The sequence below is a fragment of the Pseudomonas sp. KK4 genome (assembly GCF_001984065.1).
Classification (GTDB): Bacteria; Pseudomonadota; Gammaproteobacteria; order Pseudomonadales; family Pseudomonadaceae; genus Aquipseudomonas.
Genome location: NZ_LYVP01000108.1, coordinates 1 through 18,056 on the forward strand (window position 1 = coordinate 1; position 18,056 = coordinate 18,056).

At 60.7% G+C, this 18,056-nt stretch carries 15 protein-coding genes and 1 pseudogene; 7 read left to right on the top strand and 9 right to left on the bottom strand.

Annotated elements, in window-relative coordinates; translation table 11 throughout:
• Positions 1-184 precede the first annotated feature (184 nt).
• Positions 185-724 (bottom strand): PaaI family thioesterase, encoded by a 540-nt coding sequence (locus B0W55_RS24120; RefSeq protein ID WP_077048418.1) that lies wholly within the window; start codon positions 722-724, stop codon positions 185-187.
• 191 nt (positions 725-915) lie between these two features.
• Here B0W55_RS24120 and B0W55_RS24125 point away from each other — a divergent pair, with 191 nt between their 5' ends.
• Both B0W55_RS24125 and B0W55_RS24130 read left to right on the top strand, forming a co-directional pair.
• Positions 916-1,782 carry a pirin family protein gene (locus B0W55_RS24125; RefSeq protein WP_077048419.1) on the top strand — a complete coding sequence of 289 codons (867 nt, stop codon included), beginning with the start codon at positions 916-918 and terminating at the stop codon, positions 1,780-1,782.
• Positions 1,783-1,985: 203 nt separating this feature from the next.
• On the top strand, positions 1,986-3,428 hold the full coding sequence (locus B0W55_RS24130; protein WP_077048420.1) for a mechanosensitive ion channel family protein: 1,443 nt from the start codon (positions 1,986-1,988) through the stop codon (positions 3,426-3,428).
• A gap of 59 nt (positions 3,429-3,487) precedes the next feature.
• Here the strand turns inward: B0W55_RS24130 and B0W55_RS24135 are convergent, their stop codons facing one another.
• Both B0W55_RS24135 and B0W55_RS24140 read right to left on the bottom strand, forming a co-directional pair.
• Positions 3,488-4,447 carry a FecR domain-containing protein gene (locus B0W55_RS24135; protein WP_077048421.1) on the bottom strand — a complete coding sequence of 320 codons (960 nt, stop codon included), beginning with the start codon at positions 4,445-4,447 and terminating at the stop codon, positions 3,488-3,490.
• Entirely contained in the window at positions 4,447-4,953 is a 507-nt protein-coding gene (locus tag B0W55_RS24140; RefSeq protein ID WP_077048422.1) for a sigma-70 family RNA polymerase sigma factor, read from the bottom strand. The genes B0W55_RS24135 and B0W55_RS24140 overlap by 1 nt, the downstream gene beginning before the upstream one ends.
• Positions 4,954-5,165: 212 nt before the next feature.
• Here B0W55_RS24140 and B0W55_RS24145 point away from each other — a divergent pair, with 212 nt between their 5' ends.
• Positions 5,166-5,606, top strand: coding sequence for a carboxymuconolactone decarboxylase family protein (locus B0W55_RS24145; RefSeq protein ID WP_077048423.1), 441 nt, complete (start codon positions 5,166-5,168; stop codon positions 5,604-5,606).
• Between the two features lie 288 nt (positions 5,607-5,894).
• The gene (locus B0W55_RS24150; RefSeq protein ID WP_077048424.1) at positions 5,895-7,757 is read left to right on the top strand and encodes a DUF3857 domain-containing protein; all 1,863 of its coding nucleotides are present in this window, start codon (positions 5,895-5,897) and stop codon (positions 7,755-7,757) included.
• A gap of 4 nt (positions 7,758-7,761) precedes the next feature.
• Here the strand turns inward: B0W55_RS24150 and B0W55_RS24155 are convergent, their stop codons facing one another.
• The 6 genes and pseudogenes from B0W55_RS24155 to B0W55_RS24180 form a co-directional block, all read right to left on the bottom strand.
• Entirely contained in the window at positions 7,762-9,354 is a 1,593-nt protein-coding gene (locus B0W55_RS24155) for a DHA2 family efflux MFS transporter permease subunit (protein WP_077048425.1), read from the bottom strand.
• Positions 9,351-10,472, bottom strand: a complete 1,122-nt coding sequence (locus B0W55_RS24160; protein WP_077048426.1) for an HlyD family secretion protein — start codon at positions 10,470-10,472, stop codon at positions 9,351-9,353. Before B0W55_RS24160 ends, B0W55_RS24155 begins: the two co-directional genes overlap by 4 nt.
• Before the next feature lie 280 nt (positions 10,473-10,752).
• Positions 10,753-11,352, bottom strand: a pseudogene (locus B0W55_RS24165) (glycine betaine ABC transporter substrate-binding protein); the annotation flags it as partial.
• A 70-nt stretch (positions 11,353-11,422) separates the two neighbouring features.
• Positions 11,423-12,121: a 7-cyano-7-deazaguanine synthase QueC gene (gene queC / locus B0W55_RS24170; RefSeq protein ID WP_077048427.1), complete on the bottom strand. Its 699-nt coding sequence runs from the start codon at positions 12,119-12,121 to the stop codon at positions 11,423-11,425.
• A gap of 249 nt (positions 12,122-12,370) precedes the next feature.
• Positions 12,371-13,552 (bottom strand): acetyl-CoA C-acyltransferase family protein, encoded by a 1,182-nt coding sequence (locus B0W55_RS24175; RefSeq protein ID WP_077048428.1) that lies wholly within the window; start codon positions 13,550-13,552, stop codon positions 12,371-12,373.
• The gene (locus B0W55_RS24180; RefSeq protein ID WP_077048429.1) at positions 13,549-14,331 is read right to left on the bottom strand and encodes an enoyl-CoA hydratase; all 783 of its coding nucleotides are present in this window, start codon (positions 14,329-14,331) and stop codon (positions 13,549-13,551) included. Before B0W55_RS24180 ends, B0W55_RS24175 begins: the two co-directional genes overlap by 4 nt.
• A gap of 208 nt (positions 14,332-14,539) precedes the next feature.
• Between B0W55_RS24180 and B0W55_RS24185 the strand changes: the two genes are divergently transcribed.
• From B0W55_RS24185 to B0W55_RS24195, 3 genes are read left to right on the top strand one after another with little or no spacing between them, the layout of a single operon-like run.
• Entirely contained in the window at positions 14,540-15,646 is a 1,107-nt protein-coding gene (locus B0W55_RS24185; protein WP_077048430.1) for a polyamine ABC transporter substrate-binding protein, read from the top strand.
• A gap of 39 nt (positions 15,647-15,685) precedes the next feature.
• Entirely contained in the window at positions 15,686-17,104 is a 1,419-nt protein-coding gene (locus tag B0W55_RS24190; RefSeq protein WP_077048431.1) for an aminotransferase, read from the top strand.
• Positions 17,101-18,009, top strand: a complete 909-nt coding sequence (locus B0W55_RS24195) for a helix-turn-helix transcriptional regulator (protein ID WP_077048432.1) — start codon at positions 17,101-17,103, stop codon at positions 18,007-18,009. The genes B0W55_RS24190 and B0W55_RS24195 overlap by 4 nt, the downstream gene beginning before the upstream one ends.
• Positions 18,010-18,056 lie beyond the last annotated feature (47 nt).

Sequence of the window (18,056 nt, forward strand, 5' to 3'; positions counted from 1 at the left end):
TTGCTCGCGAAGAGGCCGGCATCTTCAATATCTTGGGCGACTGACCTACCGCTTTCGCGAGCAAGCCCGCTCCCACAGGTTTTGTGTACACCCCCCCTGTAGGAGCCGAGCTTGCTCGCGATGGTCGTCAACGATGACGCGGGCTATTTGAATGACCGCATTCCCCGAATACCTTGGGCAAGCCTCACCCCCGGGCCTCCAGAATCATGCAGGTCGTCGACCCGGTCGCGTACAACCGCCCATCCACATCATAAATCCGCCCCTCGGCCAATGCGGTCGACCGCCCCAGGTGCACAATCTTGCCCTCGGCACGCACCGGGCCGCTGGCGCTGTTCAAGGCCCGTACGTAACTGATGCGCAGGTCCAGTGTGGTGTAGCCCTGACCCTTTTTCAGCTGCGTATGAATCGCGCAACCCATGCACGAATCCAGCAAGGTCGCGGCGTAGCCACCGTGCACGCTGCCCAGCGGGTTGTAGTGTCGCGAATCCGGTGTGCCCTGGAAGATGAACAGCCCGGCGGACCATTCGATGGGGATGAAGTCCATCAGCGTGCCGATCGGCGGCGAGGGCAGTTCACCGTTGCCGATACCGTCGAAAAACTCGGCGGGGGACAGTTGGCTGACTTCGGCCAGGGACAAACTGCCAGGCCCGGCCAGGCGCGCGCGCATGGCCTGTTCCTGAGCGATCCATTGGGCGAGGGTGGCGTCGCGGTGGGGGCTTTGCATGTTCGGGTCCTCGAGGGGGAGTCGATATTATGTTGGTAATTCGAGTCGATATTATGTCCGAAATAAAACGTGCGCCAGCGCCCGCATCGTTCTCCAGATGGAACGCTCAAGACGGTTTTCGCTGTCTAGTGCTGGCCACCCCGGGGTCTTAAGCTGTGTTCATGGCTTGACTTACCTTTCCAGGAGACCCCATGAAAAACCTCATCGGTATCTACACCAGCCCCCGTGGCCATTGGGTCGGCGATGGCTTTCCGGTTCGCACGCTGTTTTCCTATGACAACCTGGCTGAACACATCAGCCCGTTTCTGCTGCTCGATCACGCCGGGCCCGCAGAATTCACTCCGACCCGCGAACGGCGTGGCGTCGGCCAGCATCCGCACCGCGGCTTCGAAACCGTGACCATCGTCTACAAGGGCGAGGTGGAGCACCGCGACTCCACTGGCAGCGGCGGCAAGATCGGTCCCGGCGATGTGCAATGGATGACCGCCGCCTCGGGCATTCTCCATGAAGAGTTCCACTCCGAAGCCTTCGCCAAAAGCGGCGGCACCCTGGAAATGGTGCAGTTGTGGGTCAACCTGCCGGCCAAAGACAAAATGGCCGACGCCGGTTACCAGAGCATCCTCGACAGCGACATCCCGAACATCGCCCTCAAGCACGATGCCGGCAGCCTGCGCCTGATCGCCGGGGAATTCGACGGTCGGCAGGGCCCGGCGCGCACCTTCACGCCGATCGACCTGTGGGACCTGCGCCTGAACGCGGGCAAGTCGCTCACCCTGGATCTGCACGAAGGGCGCAATACTGCGCTGGTGGTGTTGCACGGCGCGGTGCGGATCAACGGCCAGGATTCGGCGCGTCAGGGGCAGTTGGCGCTGTTCGAGCGCGAGGGCGATCAGTTGACCCTTGAAGCCAGTGAGGACGCGGTGGTGCTGCTGCTCAGTGGCGAGCCGATCGACGAGCCCATCGTCGGCCACGGCCCGTTCGTAATGAACACCGAGCAGGAAATTTACCAGGCCTTCGCCGACTTCCAGTCCGGCCGGTTCGCAAAGATGCAGGGTTAACCTGCACCCCACATACCTCCTGTGGGAGCGGGCTTGCTCGCGAAAGCGCCGTGTCAGTCAATACATTTGTCGACTGACACGGCGCTTCGCGAGCAAGCCCGCTCCCACAGTTTTTTGTGTTGTTCTGAAGCCATTAAATTGCTCCTACACTAAGCCCAAATGTGTGCGATCTTTTGCTCATTGCCCCGTGCCGGAGTTGCTTGATGCTGTCGTTGCTCGCCGAACACCCGCTGATTTGCGCGCTGATCCTGGTCCTGATCGACCTGGTGCTGTGGCGCTTTGTCGGTGCCAGTCACCACAACTGGAAACTGTTGGTGAGGGTGGTGATTTTCGCCCTCTACAGCCTGCTGCTGTTCAACGAAGGCCTGAGCCCGATGGAGCCCGCGCCCTGGGCCGACAATGTGCCCTTGAACCTGGCCGCCACCGGTTTGCAGATTACCTGGTGGCTGTTCGCCGCGCGCACCCTGACGGTGATGATCGGTGCGGTGATGATGCAACGGGTCGGGCATACCGGGCGCCTGCTGCAGGACCTGCTCGGCGCGGTGATTTTCCTGGTCGCGGTGATCGCCTCCATGGCCTACGTGCTCAACCTGCCGGTCAAAGGCGTGCTGGCGACGTCCGGCGCCCTGGCGATCATCGTCGGCCTGGCGCTGCAAAGTACCTTGAGCGATGTGTTTTCCGGGATCGTGCTCAACACCACCAAGCCTTATCAACTGGATGACTGGATCGCCATCGACGGCACCGAAGGCCGGGTCATCGACATCGACTGGCGTGCCACACGGCTGCAGACCTCCCAGGGCAGCATGATCGTGATTCCCAACTCCCTGGCCGCCAAGGCCAAGATCACCAACTTCAGTAGGCCCAGCGACATGTTCGGCCTGTCGATCAGCTTGCAGGTCAGCCCCCACGTGCGGCCGCAAACGGTGATCGATGCCCTCGAGCGGGCGATGCAGGGCTGCCGCACCATGCTGAGCCACCCCGGACCGAAAGTGGCGCTCAAAAGCTCCAGCGCCGCAGGCGCCGAATATGAAATCAGCGGCTTCGTCGCCTCGATGAGCGAGAAGCGTTCGGTGCGCAACCAGTTATTCGATCTGGCGTACCGGCACTTGAAGGCGGCCGGCGTCGAATTGCTGTCGAGCGTGGAACCCAACCCGCAGAGCGACACCTCGCGCCCCCGGGCGCTGATCGACAGTTCGCCGATTTTCTCCACCTTGCGTGAGCAAGAGAAAGAAACCTTCAGCCAGAACATGGTCCCGAAATCCTACCGCGCCGGCAAATTGATCCTGGCGGCGGGGGAGCTCAGTCATCATTTGTACATCATCGAGTCCGGGGTGGTGTCGGTGACGTTGAACGTGCACGGCACGCTCATGGAGACCGGGCGCATGGGGCCGGGCGAGGTTTTCGGCGAGGCGGGCATCCTGACCGACAGTTCATCGGTGGCTGAATTCACGGCGAAAACCGCTTGCACGATGTACCTCATCGAAGACAGTTACCTCAAACCGTGCCTGGATGCCCGTCAGGACATCAACGATGCGATGAATACCTTGCTGGATTTCCGCTTGCACAAAGTCCAGGCGTTGACTCAGGAAATGCCGGTGGTGGTGCGCAAGAAAGGGTTTTTCCAGTGGTTGCTCAAGCGGGCGTGATGGGGTGATCAATGGTCGCTGCGCGGGTCTCGGGCAGGCTGCAATCCAGGCTGACCCCGTCAGACCCGCGGTTCGACCGACAGCCAGTAACGGGTCATGCGGCTGATGTTCAACGGCAGGGTATCGCTGAGCAGGCGCAGGCTGGCGTCGGTATCGCGCAGGGAAAACGCCCCCGACACCCGCAGCGTCGCCACATCCGGATGACAGCGCAACACCCCCGGACGGTAGCGGCTCAACTCGCCGAGCAATTGGTCCAGGCGCATGTCGTTGGCCAGCAGCATGCCTTTGTCCCAGGCCAGGGTCGCGACGTCGAACGCTTGGGCTGGATCGAAGTGGTCGAGCGTGAAGCTTTGGCGTTGGCCGGCGCCAAGGGTCGAACTCTGTTGCCGTAATTGCGGCGTGACCAGCACCTGTCCTTCCAGTGCGCTGACGTGGCTGCGGACACCCTCGGTTCGCACACAGAAACGGCTACCCAGGGCCCGGGCGGTGCCTTGGGGCGTCTCGACGATGAAGGGGCGGGCAGGCAGGTCTTTCGCGGGGCTCAACAGCACCTCGCCGTCGAGCAGCAGCACCCGCCGCTCAACGGTGTTGAAGGCAATGTTGACCGCGCTGGCGGTGTTGAGCAGTAACTGGCTGCCGTCGGGCAACTGCAGGTTTTTCTGTTCGCCCACGGCGGTGCGCTGATCGGCAGTCCACTGTTCCCAGGGCAGATGCTGGGAAGCGATGCCCAGGGGCCCCGCCAGCAACAGCAAGCCCAGGCGAGAGAGGGTCTGCCGACGACTCAGGCCTTCCTTGCGCGCTGCCCGTTGCAACGTCTGAATCGCAAGGTTGGCCGGCACACTGCGAAATTCCCCCAGCAGCCCTTCGGCCCGTTGCCAGGCCTGGGCATGTTCATGGCTGCGATTGCGCCATTGGGCGATGGCCTGGTGATCGGCAGGGGTGGCGGTACCGGAATGCAATTGCACCAGCCAGTCGGCGGCTTCGCCCAGGATTTGCGGGTTGATCATCGGCGAAGTCATCAGGCGACACTCAGGCAGGCAATGAACGCCGCGCGCATGTGGCGCTTGACGGTGATCAGCGAGACATTCAGGCGGGTGGCGATCTGCGCGTAGGTCAGGCCTTCGATCTGCGACAGCAGGAACGTGTCGCGGGTCGCCGCCGGCAGCTCCCGCAACAGCGCTTCGATGCGCCACAGGGTTTCGAGGATCAGCAGGCGGGTTTCCGGCGAAGGCACTTCGGCCACCGGCAGGCACGCGATGGTTTCCAGGTAGGCGCGTTCGATGTCCTGACGCCGCCAGCGATCGATCATCAGGCCCTTGGCGATGTGCGTCAGCAAGGCCCGTGGCTCACTGCCCAGCGGCTTGACCACTTGCCGGGTCAACAGACGCAGGAACGTATCGTGGGCCAGGTCGGCGGCATCGCAACGGTTACCGAGCTTGCGGTGCAACCACCCCTGCAGCCACCCATGGTGTTCGCTGTAGAGGTTATGGACTTGCTGGTTCAAAGGCTGATCGGCGGACGACATGGCGGGCAGAGACTCGACTCGGGCATCCTGCGTGAGAGTAATTAAGAATTGATCGCATTCTAGTGGCCCTGAGTGATTGCTGGCAATTCTCATTTCGCACTTTATTCGCGGACGGTATCCAGTGGCCTCCTCGACTTCCCGAAGATTGGCTATTTGTGCAATCCGCCGGCGGGACTAACGTAGTGACACACCCACTTGCTCTGGAGCACGCAATGCAACCTCGCATCGATTTCTACACCGCTTCCCCTGACGCCCTCAAAGCCATGATCGCGCTGGAAACTGCCGTCTCCAAGCTGCCACTGGAAAAGACCCTGATCGAACTGGTCAAGCTGCGTGCCTCGCAAATCAACGGCTGCGCCTTCTGCATCGACATGCACACCGCTGACGCGATCAAAGGTGGCGAAACCCCACGTCGTCTGTTCGCCGTGACCGCCTGGCGCGAAGCACCGTTCTTCACCGACCGCGAGCGTGCTGCACTGCTGTGGACCGAGTCCCTGACTCAACTGAGCCTGACCCACGCCCCGGACGAAGACTACGAAGCGGTCGCCGCCCAATTCTCGCCAAAAGAAATGGTCGACCTGACCGTAGCGATCAGCACCATCAACAGCTGGAACCGTCTGGCCGTGGGCTTCCGCAAGACACCTCAGGCCTGATCCTGAGCACGAGTGCCGAGCTTCTACGCATCGGCACTCGCCACGGTAATGGGTTGACCTTGCGCATCGAGGTCGCCCAGGCCGTGGCGTAGGAGAGCAGTCGTTTTCTCGGTTGGGGTATAGGTAGTTCCTACGCAGGATGACCTGTATTCCGGCCGGTTTTACCTGTCGCCTAAGATGCCTTTGTAGGAGCTTTCTCCTTTTGCTGTCCACAGGGACGAGGGTGCTTCAGCCCCTCATTTTCGCTGTTAGGGTGGGAAACATTCTCATCCATAAAGGCGAAACCCGATGTCGTATGCTTTATTTTCCCCCCGAAGGTGGCTTGGGTTTTTGGCCGTATTCCTTGTGGGGGTGAATTCTGCGGTAGCTGCAAACCCAGGGACGGACACTGCGATTACGATTGAGAAAGATCTGCGGACCTATTTCATCAACGAAGACGGCAGTTTTCTTGCTGATCATGAAATTGTGGCGCTGATCAACGAAGAGCGCGCCATCCAGTGGTATTCGCAACGCTCATTGAGCTACAACAAAACCCTGGAAAATCTGGAGATCGTCCAGGCGTTCACGCAAAAGCCCGATGGCCGGAAAGTGCCGGTCAAACCGGAGCAGATCAAAGAGCAACAAGAACGCGAATCGTCGGATGCACCGATGTTTCAGGACACCTTGGTCAAGGTGGTCATCTTTGCGGAAGTCGCCATCGGCGATCGCCTGGTTCTGCAGTACAAAACCCGTCGCACCAGCGCATTGTTCCCTCGGCACTTCGAGTCGCTGTCACATCCGCCCTTTCACCCCATAGGCCAATTCACCCTCGTCTACAACCTCCCCAAGAGCATGGCGTTGCATGCCGATGCCCGGGGTTTCAAGGCCACTGAGCCGGTGGTCGCAGAGGGGCGAGCGATCTATCGCTGGGACAATGTTCCAGAGAAAAAAGAGCGCATTGAGTCCGGTGCAGTGTCCTATCAGGACTATGGCCAATATCTGGCGGTCTCGACCTTTCCTGATTTCGCGGCCTTTGCCCAGGCCTATGACGCCCGGGCCAAGACCCAAGTGACCCCGCAGATCCGTGCGTTGGCGCAAACGATAACCGAAGGCCTGGTTTCCCCTCGGGACCAGGCGATGGCGTTGAATGACTGGGTGCGCAAGAACATTCGCTACGTCGCGGTGTACATCGGGCCGGGAGGCGTGGTGCCGCATCCGGTGGAAACCATTCTGGCCAACCGTTATGGGGACTGTAAGGATCATGCGGCGCTAATGGAGGCGTTGCTGGCTGCTGTTGGGATAGACAGTACGCCGGCGCTGCTTAACGCCCACAACGCCTACACCCTGCCCAAGGTACCGACCCTGGGGGTGTTCAACCATGTCATGACTTACATTCCGAGTCTGGACCTGTTCCTGGATTCGACAGCGCAACCGATCGCGGGTGGGTTTCTGCCGGTTTTCAATCTGGATAAACCCGTGCTGTTGAGCAAGACGGGCGTATTGGTAAGAACACCTGCCGTTCAGGAATCTGAGACCGAGAGCGATACGGTGTTCAAAATCAAATCCAGTGGCGACGCCGATTTTTCTCAGACGTCCAAAGTCACGGGTTGGGCTGCGCAGGTCAGTCGTTTTGCCATTGATTCCATGAGACCGGCAGACCGCAACCGACTGGTCACGGCAATCCTGTCTATTTCAGGGCAAAAGGGTAAAGGCGAATTCAATGTGGATCAGACGGATTCGAGCCACGACAGGTTTTCGATGAGCATGTCCGGGCAGACGGACAATCTGGTCAGCTTTCCAGGACCTGCAGGCGTACCCACTCTCAGCAGTTTTTCAGGGGGTATCGCCCAAAGGGTATTAGCCGTTGCAGCAGAAAGCGATCGTACTCAGGCCTTCACTTGCATCGCCGGAAGTACAAAGGAACAGGCTCGCTTCGAGTTCCCGCAAGACGTCAACATCATCGCGATGCCCACATCGACCACCATTGAACATCCGACATTTGAATACGCTTCAACCTATTCGAAAGAAGCGAATGCGGTGGTTGTTCATCGATCCTTCAATTTCAAACACCCCAGTGCGGTCTGCACGCCGCAGGATTTCCTGAACATGCGTACCGCACTCGATTTGGCGATGAGTGATCTGAAATCACAGATCGTGGTTCAGCGCCAATAGTCCATCAATGGGCATCCGGGCTCGGCGCGGCCGGTGGTTGCACCTTGCGCATCAAGGGCACCATTGCGGTGGCGATGACGAAACACACGCCAATCATCAGGAACGCATCACCGTAAGTTTGCGTCTGCGCCTCGCGGTAGGTCAGCAGCCAGAGCTGGTGCAGGCTGGCGGTGACGCCCGCATCACCGGTCTGTCCGAGGGCGGCAAAGTTGTTGCCGACCTGGGACAGCCATTGATTCATCGCCTCGTTGGTGCTGTTGAGGTTCTCCGCCAGCCGGGTGAAGTGCAGGTTGGTGCGGTCGTTGAGGATGGTGGCGCAGGCAGCGATACCGATGGCGCCGCCCAGGTTACGCATCAGGTTGAATAGCCCCGACGCATGTTTGAGGCGCGACGGCGCCAGTCCGCCCAGGGTCAAGGTCACCGCTGGCGGCACCGCCAGTTGTTGCGCAATTCCGCGAAACGCTTGGGGCAGCATCAATTCCCTGGCCCCCCAGTCATGGGTGATCGGGCTGAAGTCCCACATCGACAGAGCGAACAGTCCGAGCCCGGTCATCATGATCCAGCGCAGGTCGATGCGATTGGCCAGAAAGGCATACAACGGAATCGCCATGATCTGGAACACACCGGTGGAGAAAACCGCCAGACCAATGTCCAGCGCGCCATAACCACGCACCCGTCCGAGAAACAACGGCGTCAGGTAAATGGTGGCGAACAGGCCGATACCGGTGACGAACGAGAAGAAACAGCCCAAGGCAAAGTTACGGTCCTTCAGGGCGCGCAGATCGACAATCGGATTGGCCACATGCAGGGTCCGGCCGATGAAGGCCAGACCGGCCAGGCCACTGATCCAGGCGGTGGTCAGGATGGTGCTGTCGCTGAACCAGTTCCAGCGCGGGCCTTCTTCGAGGGTGTATTCCAGGCAGCCGAGGAACAGCGCCAGGAACACCATGCTTATATAGTCGGCGCCTTTTAGCAGCGACAGTTCCGGTTGGTCGATCTTCACCAGCATCGGCACCGCCACGGCGACGAAAATCCCCGGCACCAGGTTGATGTAGAACAGCCAGTGCCAGGAAGAGATATCGGTGATCCAGCCGCCAATCACCGGTCCCAAAGTCGGCGCCAATGAAGCCACCGCGCCGATGGTAGCGGCAGCGATTACCCGTTGCTTGCCGCTGAAGAAAACGAACGCCGTGGTAAACACCATCGGTATCATCGAGCCGCCGAGAAACCCTTGCAGGGCGCGGAAGGTGATCATGCTCTGGATGTTCCAGGCGGCGCCGCAGAGCAGGCTGGTCAGGGTGAAGCCCACGGCAGATGCGCAGAACAGCCAGCGCGTGGAGAACACCCGGGACAACCAGCCGGACAGCGGGATCACGATGATCTCGGCAATCAGGTAGCTGGTTTGTACCCATGCGGTTTCGTCGGTACCGGCCGAGAGCCCGCCGCCGATGTCACGCAGCGAGGCGGAGACGATCTGGATATCCAGCAGCGCAATGAACATGCCAATGCACATGCTGGCGAAGGCGAACACTTTGGTTGCCGTGGCCATGTTCGCGGCATTGAACGGTTGCACCGGGGCGGCGAGGGCGCGGCTCATGGTGCGCTCGCGACGGCAGGCGTTTCAGGCTCCTTGCGGGTGTCGACCTCAGCGGTCACCGACAGACCAGGGCGCAGGTGGCCGAGTACGCTGTCGGCCGGATCCAGGAGGATACGCACCGGTACCCGTTGCACGATCTTGGTGAAGTTGCCGGTGGCGTTTTCCGGTGGCAGCACACTGAACTGCGCGCCGCTGGCCGGTGCCAGGCTGTCGAGATGCCCGTGGAATTCCTGCCCCGAAAGCACGTCGGCATGAATGATCACTCGTTGGCCGGGCACCATGCGCGCCAGTTGATCTTCCTTGAAATTGGCATCGACCCACAGGCCGCTGGCCGGCACCACCGACAGCAGTTGCGAACCGGCCTGGGCATAGGCACCGACCCGCGCCCGCCGATTGCCGATCACGCCATCCATCGGTGCCCGCAGTTCGGTGTAGCCGACATTCAATTGAGCCAGATCACGCTCGGCTTTCGCTTGAATCAAAGCGGCACGGGCCTGCTGTTTCTGCGTGGCAATCACGTTCAACTGCCGTTGCGCCGCTGTCAGTTCCGCCTGGGCGCGGGCGCTCAAAGCGGACGCGGTCTTGAACGTGGCATTGGCCCGCTGGGCGCTCTCCACAGAGACGGCGTTGGTGCTGACCAGTTTCTTGTAGCGGGCATCGTCATCCCGGGAGCGGGCAGTCTCGGCCCCGGCGGCATCGATGCCGGCGCGGGCCTGACCGATCACGGCCTGCTGCAATTGTTCGGTGGCATCGAGGTTGGCGAGCAGGGCTTCCTCAGCCGCCACCGCGCCTTCGGCCTTGGCCAGATTGGCGCGGTAATCGCGCGAATCCAGGCGAATCAACACATCGCCGGCCTTGACCTTCTGGTTGTCGGTCACCAGCACTTGATCGATATAACCCGCCACCTTCGGCCCGATCACCGTCACGTCGCCACCGATGTAGGCGTCGTCGGTCTCCTCGATAAAACGGCCCGCCGTCCACCAGTGCGCGGCATACAGACCGGCCAGCACCAACGCGGCGATGCCTGCTGCCGACAGCAACAGGCGTTTGAGCAGGGGAGACTTGCGGCTGGTCACTGGAGTCGCCAGATCGGGCTCAACGGAAGGCATGCTGGTCATGGAGGGTACCTGTGGGAAACGGCATTTAATTACGTGCGTAATATGACGCATGTAATATTTAGTGGCAATTGATTTTTGATGCCGGTCGTCAGGTGGGGGTTTGGAATGAATTACTCAGGCATGCGGTGATTGATCAGGCGCTTTCGCGAGCAAGCCCGCTCCCACTGATGATCTGCAGTGAGCACAACCTATGTCTCCAGCCGCAATCCAATTGTGGGAGCGGGCTTGCTCGCGAAGGCATTTGATCAGTCGATAGATTTCTGACCGGATGCACGCATCCTTACTGCCCCGCCAACCGCAAACTCACCATCGCCAACCCATCCTTCCCATCACGGCTACTCACCCCCGAAACCCAGACCTCCAGCACCGCCGGATTGGCCTTCAACCATGCCTTGGCCGCTGCCCTGTGTTTCTGATTCAACACGGCGTCCATCAACTGGTTCTCCATGGCCAAACTGAACTCCATGTTTTGCAGCAGCTTGCCGACGTTGCTGCATTCCTTGAGGTAGTCCTTGCGCACGTTGGTGTAGACCGTGGCCTGGCCGAAGTTGGGGCCGAAGTATTCGTCGCCGCCGCTGAGGTACTTCATCTTGTTTCGGGTGTTCATCGGGTGCGGTTCCCAGCCGAGGAACAACATCCATTCGTTCTTGCGCGTGGCGCGTTTGAGCTGCGAAAGCATTGCCGCTTCGCTGAATTCGACGATCTTGAAGTCCTTCAGGCCAAAGGCGTTCTTGTCGATCATGGTCTGGATCAACCGGTTGCCGTCGTTACCCGGCTCGATGCCGTACAGCTGGCCGTTGATTTTGTCTTTGAACCGGGCGATGTCGGCGAAATCGTGTAGCCCGGCGTCGTAGACGTAATCGGGCACCGCCAGGGTGTATGTGACGACTCATCAGGTCGCATAAGGCCGAGGCATGAATCAATGGATCCATGCCTGGCAATCTACTTCGTTAGTCGAGGATCATTTGTTTGCTCAGACTCTCCATCGTTTCCGCTCTGTTGTCCAAATACGCCCTCAACCCCTTCGCTCTAAGTCTGCAAGCATCACACTCCCCGCATCCGCTCCCCATCAACCCGTTGTAGCAAGTCAACGTATGGTCGCGGACCAGCTCCAACTGGTTATGCGAATCGGCCAGGGCCCAGATTTGTGCCTTGTTCAACCACATCAGCGGGGTTTCGAACTTGAGTGGGTAGTCCATGCCGGACTCAACGGCGACGTTGAGTGCCCTGACGAATTGATCCCGGCAATCGGGGTAGCCCGAGAAATCCGTTTCACAGACGCCGGTGATCACGGTTTGGGCTTGTACCTGGTAGGCGTAGATCGACGCCAGTGTAAGGAACAGGATGTTCCTGCCGGGTACGAAGGTGCTCGGTAGCTTTTCACCTGAGCGGCTAGTGGTGGGGACGGGGATGTTGTCGCGGGTCAGGCTGCTGATTGCCAGCTCGTTGAGTAATGAGACGTCCAGTACCTTGTGGACTTTCACGCCCAGCTTCTTGGAAAGCGTCTGCGCGACTTCGATTTCCGCGCGATGGCGTTGGCCGTAGTCGAAGGTGATGCAGTGGATTTCATCATAGTGCGGCAATGCCTGGATCAAGCAGGTGGTGGAGTCTTGTCCGCCGCTGAAAACGATAACTGCCTTTTTAGTCATGCTCTTTTCTTCCTTGGTGGTCATTCCGGCTAACAGCTGGAGGGGTATTGACCCTATCGGGAAGTGCAGATTCTTGCTGTGGGACGTTTCCGAGATGGGTGTCGCCGTTTTCCTTTTGTGTCACTTCGTTGCGTAAAGATCAAACGATCAGGAAACAAGAGATGGCCAGCGCAAAAGTGATGGCGAACACCGTGGCGAGGGAGCAAGCTCCCTCGCCACAGGTGGCTAGTCGTCAGATGAGCAGCGTGATCAAGCCCGCTCAAAAATCGCCGCGATCCCCTGACCACCACCGATGCACATGGTCACCAGCGCATAACGCCCGCCGGTGCGGTGCAGTTCGTGAATGGCCTTGGTCGCAATGATCGCGCCGGTCGCACCCACCGGGTGGCCCAGGGCAATGCCGGAGCCGTTCGGGTTGACCTTGGCCGGGTCGAGATCAAGCTCCTGGCTGACCGCACAGGCTTGCGCGGCGAAGGCGATGTTGGCTTCGATCACGTCCATGTCGGCGACGGTCAGGCCGGCACGCTTGAGCGCCAGACGCGTGGCCGGCACCGGGCCCAGGCCCATCAGTTCCGGCTCCAGGCCGGCGTGGGCGTAGCTGACCAGACGCGCAAGCGGGCGCAGGTTGTTGACCTGAACTGCGCTGCCTGTGGCCATGACCAGTGCGGCAGCACCGTCGTTGAGGCCCGAGGCGTTGCCGGCCGTCACCGAACCGTCCTTCTTGAACGCCGCCTTCATCGCCGCCAGTTGTTCCAGGGACGTGGCGCGAGGGTGTTCGTCGACGTTGAACAGCTTGGTGCCCTTGCGATCCTGGATCTCGACCGTGGCGATCTGATCGACGAAGTAGCCGTTGGCGATGGCATGGGCGGCGCGTTTCTGGTCTTCGAATGCCAGCGCATCCTGCATTTCGCGGGTGATGCCATTGCGCTCGGCGACGTTCTCGGCGGTGATGCCCATGTGAAAGTTCTGGAACGGGTCATGCAGGATGCCGAGCATGTAGTCCACCGCCTGGACGTTGCCCATGCGCGCGCCCCAACGGGCCGCCGGCAGCAGGTACGGGCCACGGCTCATGGACTCGGCACCGGCGCCGATGACCACGTCGGCATCGCCCAGCAACAGGGTTTGCGCCGCGCTTACAATCGCTTGCAGGCCGGAGCCGCACAGGCGGTTGACGTTGTAGGCCGGGGTTTCCTTGGGAATGCCGGCATTCATCGCGGCGACGCGGGAGATGTAGGCGTCGCGGGTTTCGGTGGGGATCACGTTGCCCATCACCAGATGGCCGACCAGCGCCGGGTCGACGTTGGCGCGTTGCAGGGCGGCCTTGACTGCGGTGGTCGCCAGGTCGGCCAGGGGCACGTCCTTGAGCGAGCCGCCGAAGGAACCGATGGCGGTACGGGCGGCGCTGACGACGAAGATTTCCGGAGTGTTCATGGCTGGTTTCCTTTCGGTGGATGCTTATCTGTACTGCGATTGAGCAGGGCGTTCAAGGCGGTCTTGGCTTCGGCGCTGTTCAGGCGCTGAATGAACAGCGTGTTCTCTTCGCGCAGGGTGGCTTGCAGTTCGGCCATGCCGGCCTGCTTCATCAACTGCCGGAATTGGCGCAGGGCTTGCTGAGGCATTGCCAGCAAGCGCTGGGCGATTCGCCGAGCCGCGGCCAGGCATTGCTCGCCGTCATCAAAGGCTTCGTTGGCCAGGCCCCAGGTCACTGCATCGTCGCCACTGAAGCCTTCGCCCAACAGCAGCAAACGGGCAGCCCGGGCCTGGCCCAGCAGACGCGGCAACAACAGGCTGGCGCCGAACTCCGGGCACAGGCCGATATTGACGAACGGCATGCGCAGCTTGGCATTGCGGGTCACCAACACCTGGTCGCAATGCAACAGCAGGGTGGTCCCGATGCCGATGGCCGCACCGCACACCGCCGCGATCAACGGTTTTTGCAGATGAGTCACCGCGCGCATCAGGCGGAACGCCGGGCTGTCCAGGTGGGTCGGCGGCGCTTGCAGGAAATCCACCAGGTCGTTGCCACTGGTGAAGCAGGTCGGGCCGCCGGTGAGGATGATCACCCGAACTTCAGCGTTCTCGTCGGCGGCAAACAGCAGGTCCGCCAGCCGCGTGTACATGGCATTGGTCAGGGCGTTGAGCTTGTCGAGACGGTCGATGGTCAGCGTCAGCACGCCGTCATGGTGTTCTTGTTTGATCAGGTCGGTCATGCAAGGCGCCTGCGCAGTCGATTTGGCGGCCACTTTAAGCGTCAGGCAAAGCTTGCCGCTATGACAAAACGGGTCAACCGGGCTGGTGCTTTTTGCCATGTGTGCGAGGGACACACCCATTCGGGGTATGGATTCACCCCGGGAATCGCCCAATAGTAGGTTCATCCGCTCATCCAGAGCCGAACTCGCTTGATAAGGTGCATTTGCTATGGGCAAGACACTGCTTAAGGTGATTTCCAGTCTGTTTGTTGTACCGCTGACCCTGACCGCCCACGCCGCCGACGTGAACGACGCCAATACCCTCAGGCTGTACAACTGGGCGGATTACATCGGCGAAAAGACCCTGGCCAATTTCGAGAAAGACACCGGCATCAAGGTGATCTACGACACCTTCGACGCCTACGAAACCGTGCAGGCGAAATTGCTCACCGGGCATTCCGGCTACGACCTGATCGTGCTCAATGCGTCCCTGGCGCCACCGTTGATCAAGGCCAAGGTGTTCCAGCCGCTGGACAAGAAACTGCTGCCGGGCTGGAGCAACCTGGATCCGCAAGTGCTGCAGGACATGCAGGGCTTCGACCCGGGTACCCAGTATTCCGCGCCCTACACCTGGGGCAGCAATGGCGTGACCTACAACGTCGACAAGATCAAGGAACGCATGCCGGACGCGCCGATCGGCTCGCTGGCGATGATTTTCGATCCGAAGATCGTCGCCAAATTTGCCGACTGCGGCGTGACCCTGCTCGATGCGCCCACCGAAGTCATTCCCATGGCCCTGACCTACCTGGGGCGCGATCCGCGCAGTGCCGCGCCGCAAGACCTGAAAGCCGCCCAGGATCTGTTGCTGTCGGTGCGGCCCTACATACGCAAGTTCGACTCGGTCAATTACCTGACCAGCCTGCCCAACGGCGACGTGTGCATGTCCATGACCTGGTCCGGCGACTACGCCACCGCCATGGCCCGCGCCGCCGAAGCGAAGAAGGCAATCAACCTGGCCTACTTCATTCCCAAGGAGGGCTCGCTGATCTGGTTCGACAACATGTACATCCCGGCCGACGCCCCGCACGTGGCTAACGCCCACAAGTTCCTCGAGTACCTGATGCAGCCGCAGGTGATGGCCGATGTGAGCGATTACATCAACTACGCCAACAGCAACGCCGCGGCCACCCCGTTGCTCGACGCGGCGGTGCGCGAAAACCCGGCGATCTACCCCGATGCCCAGACCCGCGAGCGCCTGTTCCCGCAGAAGACCCAGGACGCCAAGGACATGCGCGCCATCACCCGGGTCTGGAGCACCGTGAAAAGCGGCATCTGATTTGTACGAACGTTAGTCAATTCGGTTAGAGGTTTATTTATGGCGACGCCAACACCCACCGTCTTTTCGCCGGCCGATGATTCCCGGCTGATCAAGGCCGACAAGGCCCATCACATGCACGGCTACCACGTGTTCGACGAGCACGCCGAGCAAGGTTCACTGAACATCGTCGCCGGGGAGGGCGCCTACATCTACGACACCCAGGGCAACCGCTTCCTCGATGCAGTGGGCGGCATGTGGTGCACCAACATCGGCCTGGGCCGTGAGGAAATGGCCGAGGCCATCGCCGATCAGGTCCGGCAACTGGCGTATTCCAACCCGTTCTCCGACATGTCGAACAACGTGGCCATCGAGCTTTGCGAAAAACTCGCCAGCCTTGCGCCCGGCGACCTGGACCATGTGTTCCTCACCACTGGCGGCTCCACCGCCGTGGACACCGCTTACCGCCTGATCCAGTACTACCAGAACTGCCGTGGCCTGCCGGACAAGAAGCACATCATCGCCCGCTTCAACGCCTATCACGGCTCCACCACGCTGACCATGTCGATCGGCAACAAGGCCGCCGACCGGGTGCCGGAGTTCGATTACGCCAACCCGCTGATCCACCACGTGTCCAACCCCAACCCGTACCGCGCACCGGAGGGCATGGACGAGGCGCAGTTTCTCGAGTTCCTGGTCAAGGAGTTCGAAGACAAGATCCTGTCGATCGGCGCGGACAAGGTGGCTGGGTTCTTCGCCGAACCGGTGATGGGTTCGGGCGGGGTGATCATTCCGCCCAAGGGCTACCTCAAGCGCATGTGGGAAGTGTGCCAGCGCTACGACATCCTGTTCGTCGCCGATGAGGTGGTGACCTCGTTCGGGCGCCTGGGCAAGTTCTTTGCGTCCCTGGATGTGTTCGATGTGCAGCCGGACATCATCACCACCGCCAAAGGGCTGACCTCGGCGTATCTGCCGCTGGGCGCGTGCATCTTTTCCGACCGCATCTGGAAGGTCATTGCCGAGCCAGGGAAGGGCCGCTGCTTCACTCACGGCTTCACCTACAGCGGCCATCCGGTGTGCTGCACGGCAGCGCTGAAGAACATCGAGATCATCGAGCGCGAGCACCTGCTGGCCCATGTTGACGACGTCGGCGGCTACCTGGAACAACGGCTGGCGACGTTGCGCGATTTACCGCTGGTGGGGGATGTGCGCTGCCTGAAGCTGATGGCGTGCGTGGAGTTCGTTGCCGACAAGCGCACCAAGGCGCTGTTCGCCGACGAGATCAACATCGGCGAAAAGATCCATTCCCGGGCCCAGGCCAAGGGTTTGCTGGTGCGGCCGATCATGCACCTGAACGTGATGTCGCCGCCGCTGATCCTCACTTATGCTCAGGTCGATGAGATCGTCGAGACCCTGCGTGAGTGCATCCTGGAAGTGGCGGCCGAGCTTGAGGCGAGCGGCCAGTACCTCGGCCGATGAGTTCGTCCGTCAGGCTTTTACCAAGGCCCTGCTCACCCGCTAGACTGCGGGTCATGAGCAAACCACACGACGATACGCTGATCGCGATGCCCTTCGGGGCATTGCACCAATGGCATGGGGGAATGCGCGAGGCATTCGCCTATATCGACGAGCCCGACGCCCTGCAATACCTGGCGTCGGCGCTGGGGCAACTGGTGTCCATCGAATCGATGATGATCAGCCTGGAACGCAAGGACCGCGCGCCGCAGCTGCTGCACCAGCGCGGGATTGCCGAGGAGTATCAGGTCTCGATCCTCGACCGCTATTTTTCCGGCGGCTACTTGCTCGACCCGTTCTGCCTGGCGGTGGAGCAGGGGTTGGCGGAAGGGTTCTACCACCTCGAAGAAATCGCCCCGGACAACTTCTTCGACAGCGACTATTACAAGACCTACTACCTGAAGGCGAACTGCTCGGAAGACAGCTACTACATCGTCGACACTGGCAACGACACCAAGATCTCCGTCAGCCTGTTCCAGGGTTTCGGCGGTGAATGTTTGCGGGTCGATCAGTTGAACCTGTTGCGCGCGGTTGAACCGCTGGTGCGGGAATTCGTCAGCGAATTTAGCCGACGGGGCCTGCTGCGTGGCAGCGAGATTCAGGGGGGTGATGCTCAAGGCCTGCGCGATGACCTCAAGCACCGCGTGCAATCGGCGTTCGAGCATTTCGGCAGTGATCTGCTCACCGAACGCGAGCGGGAAGTGGCGCACATGGTCCTGCGAGGCCACTCGGTCAAATCCACCGCCAGCCAAATGAACATCTCCCCGGAAACCGTGCGCATGCACCGCAAGAACCTGTATTTGAAGCTTGAGGTGGGGTCGCAGTCGGAGTTGTTTGCGTTGTTCATCGAGTGGTTGCGCAAGCACTGAGTATTTCAGCCAAACACAGAACAAATGTGGGAGCGGGCTTGCTCGCG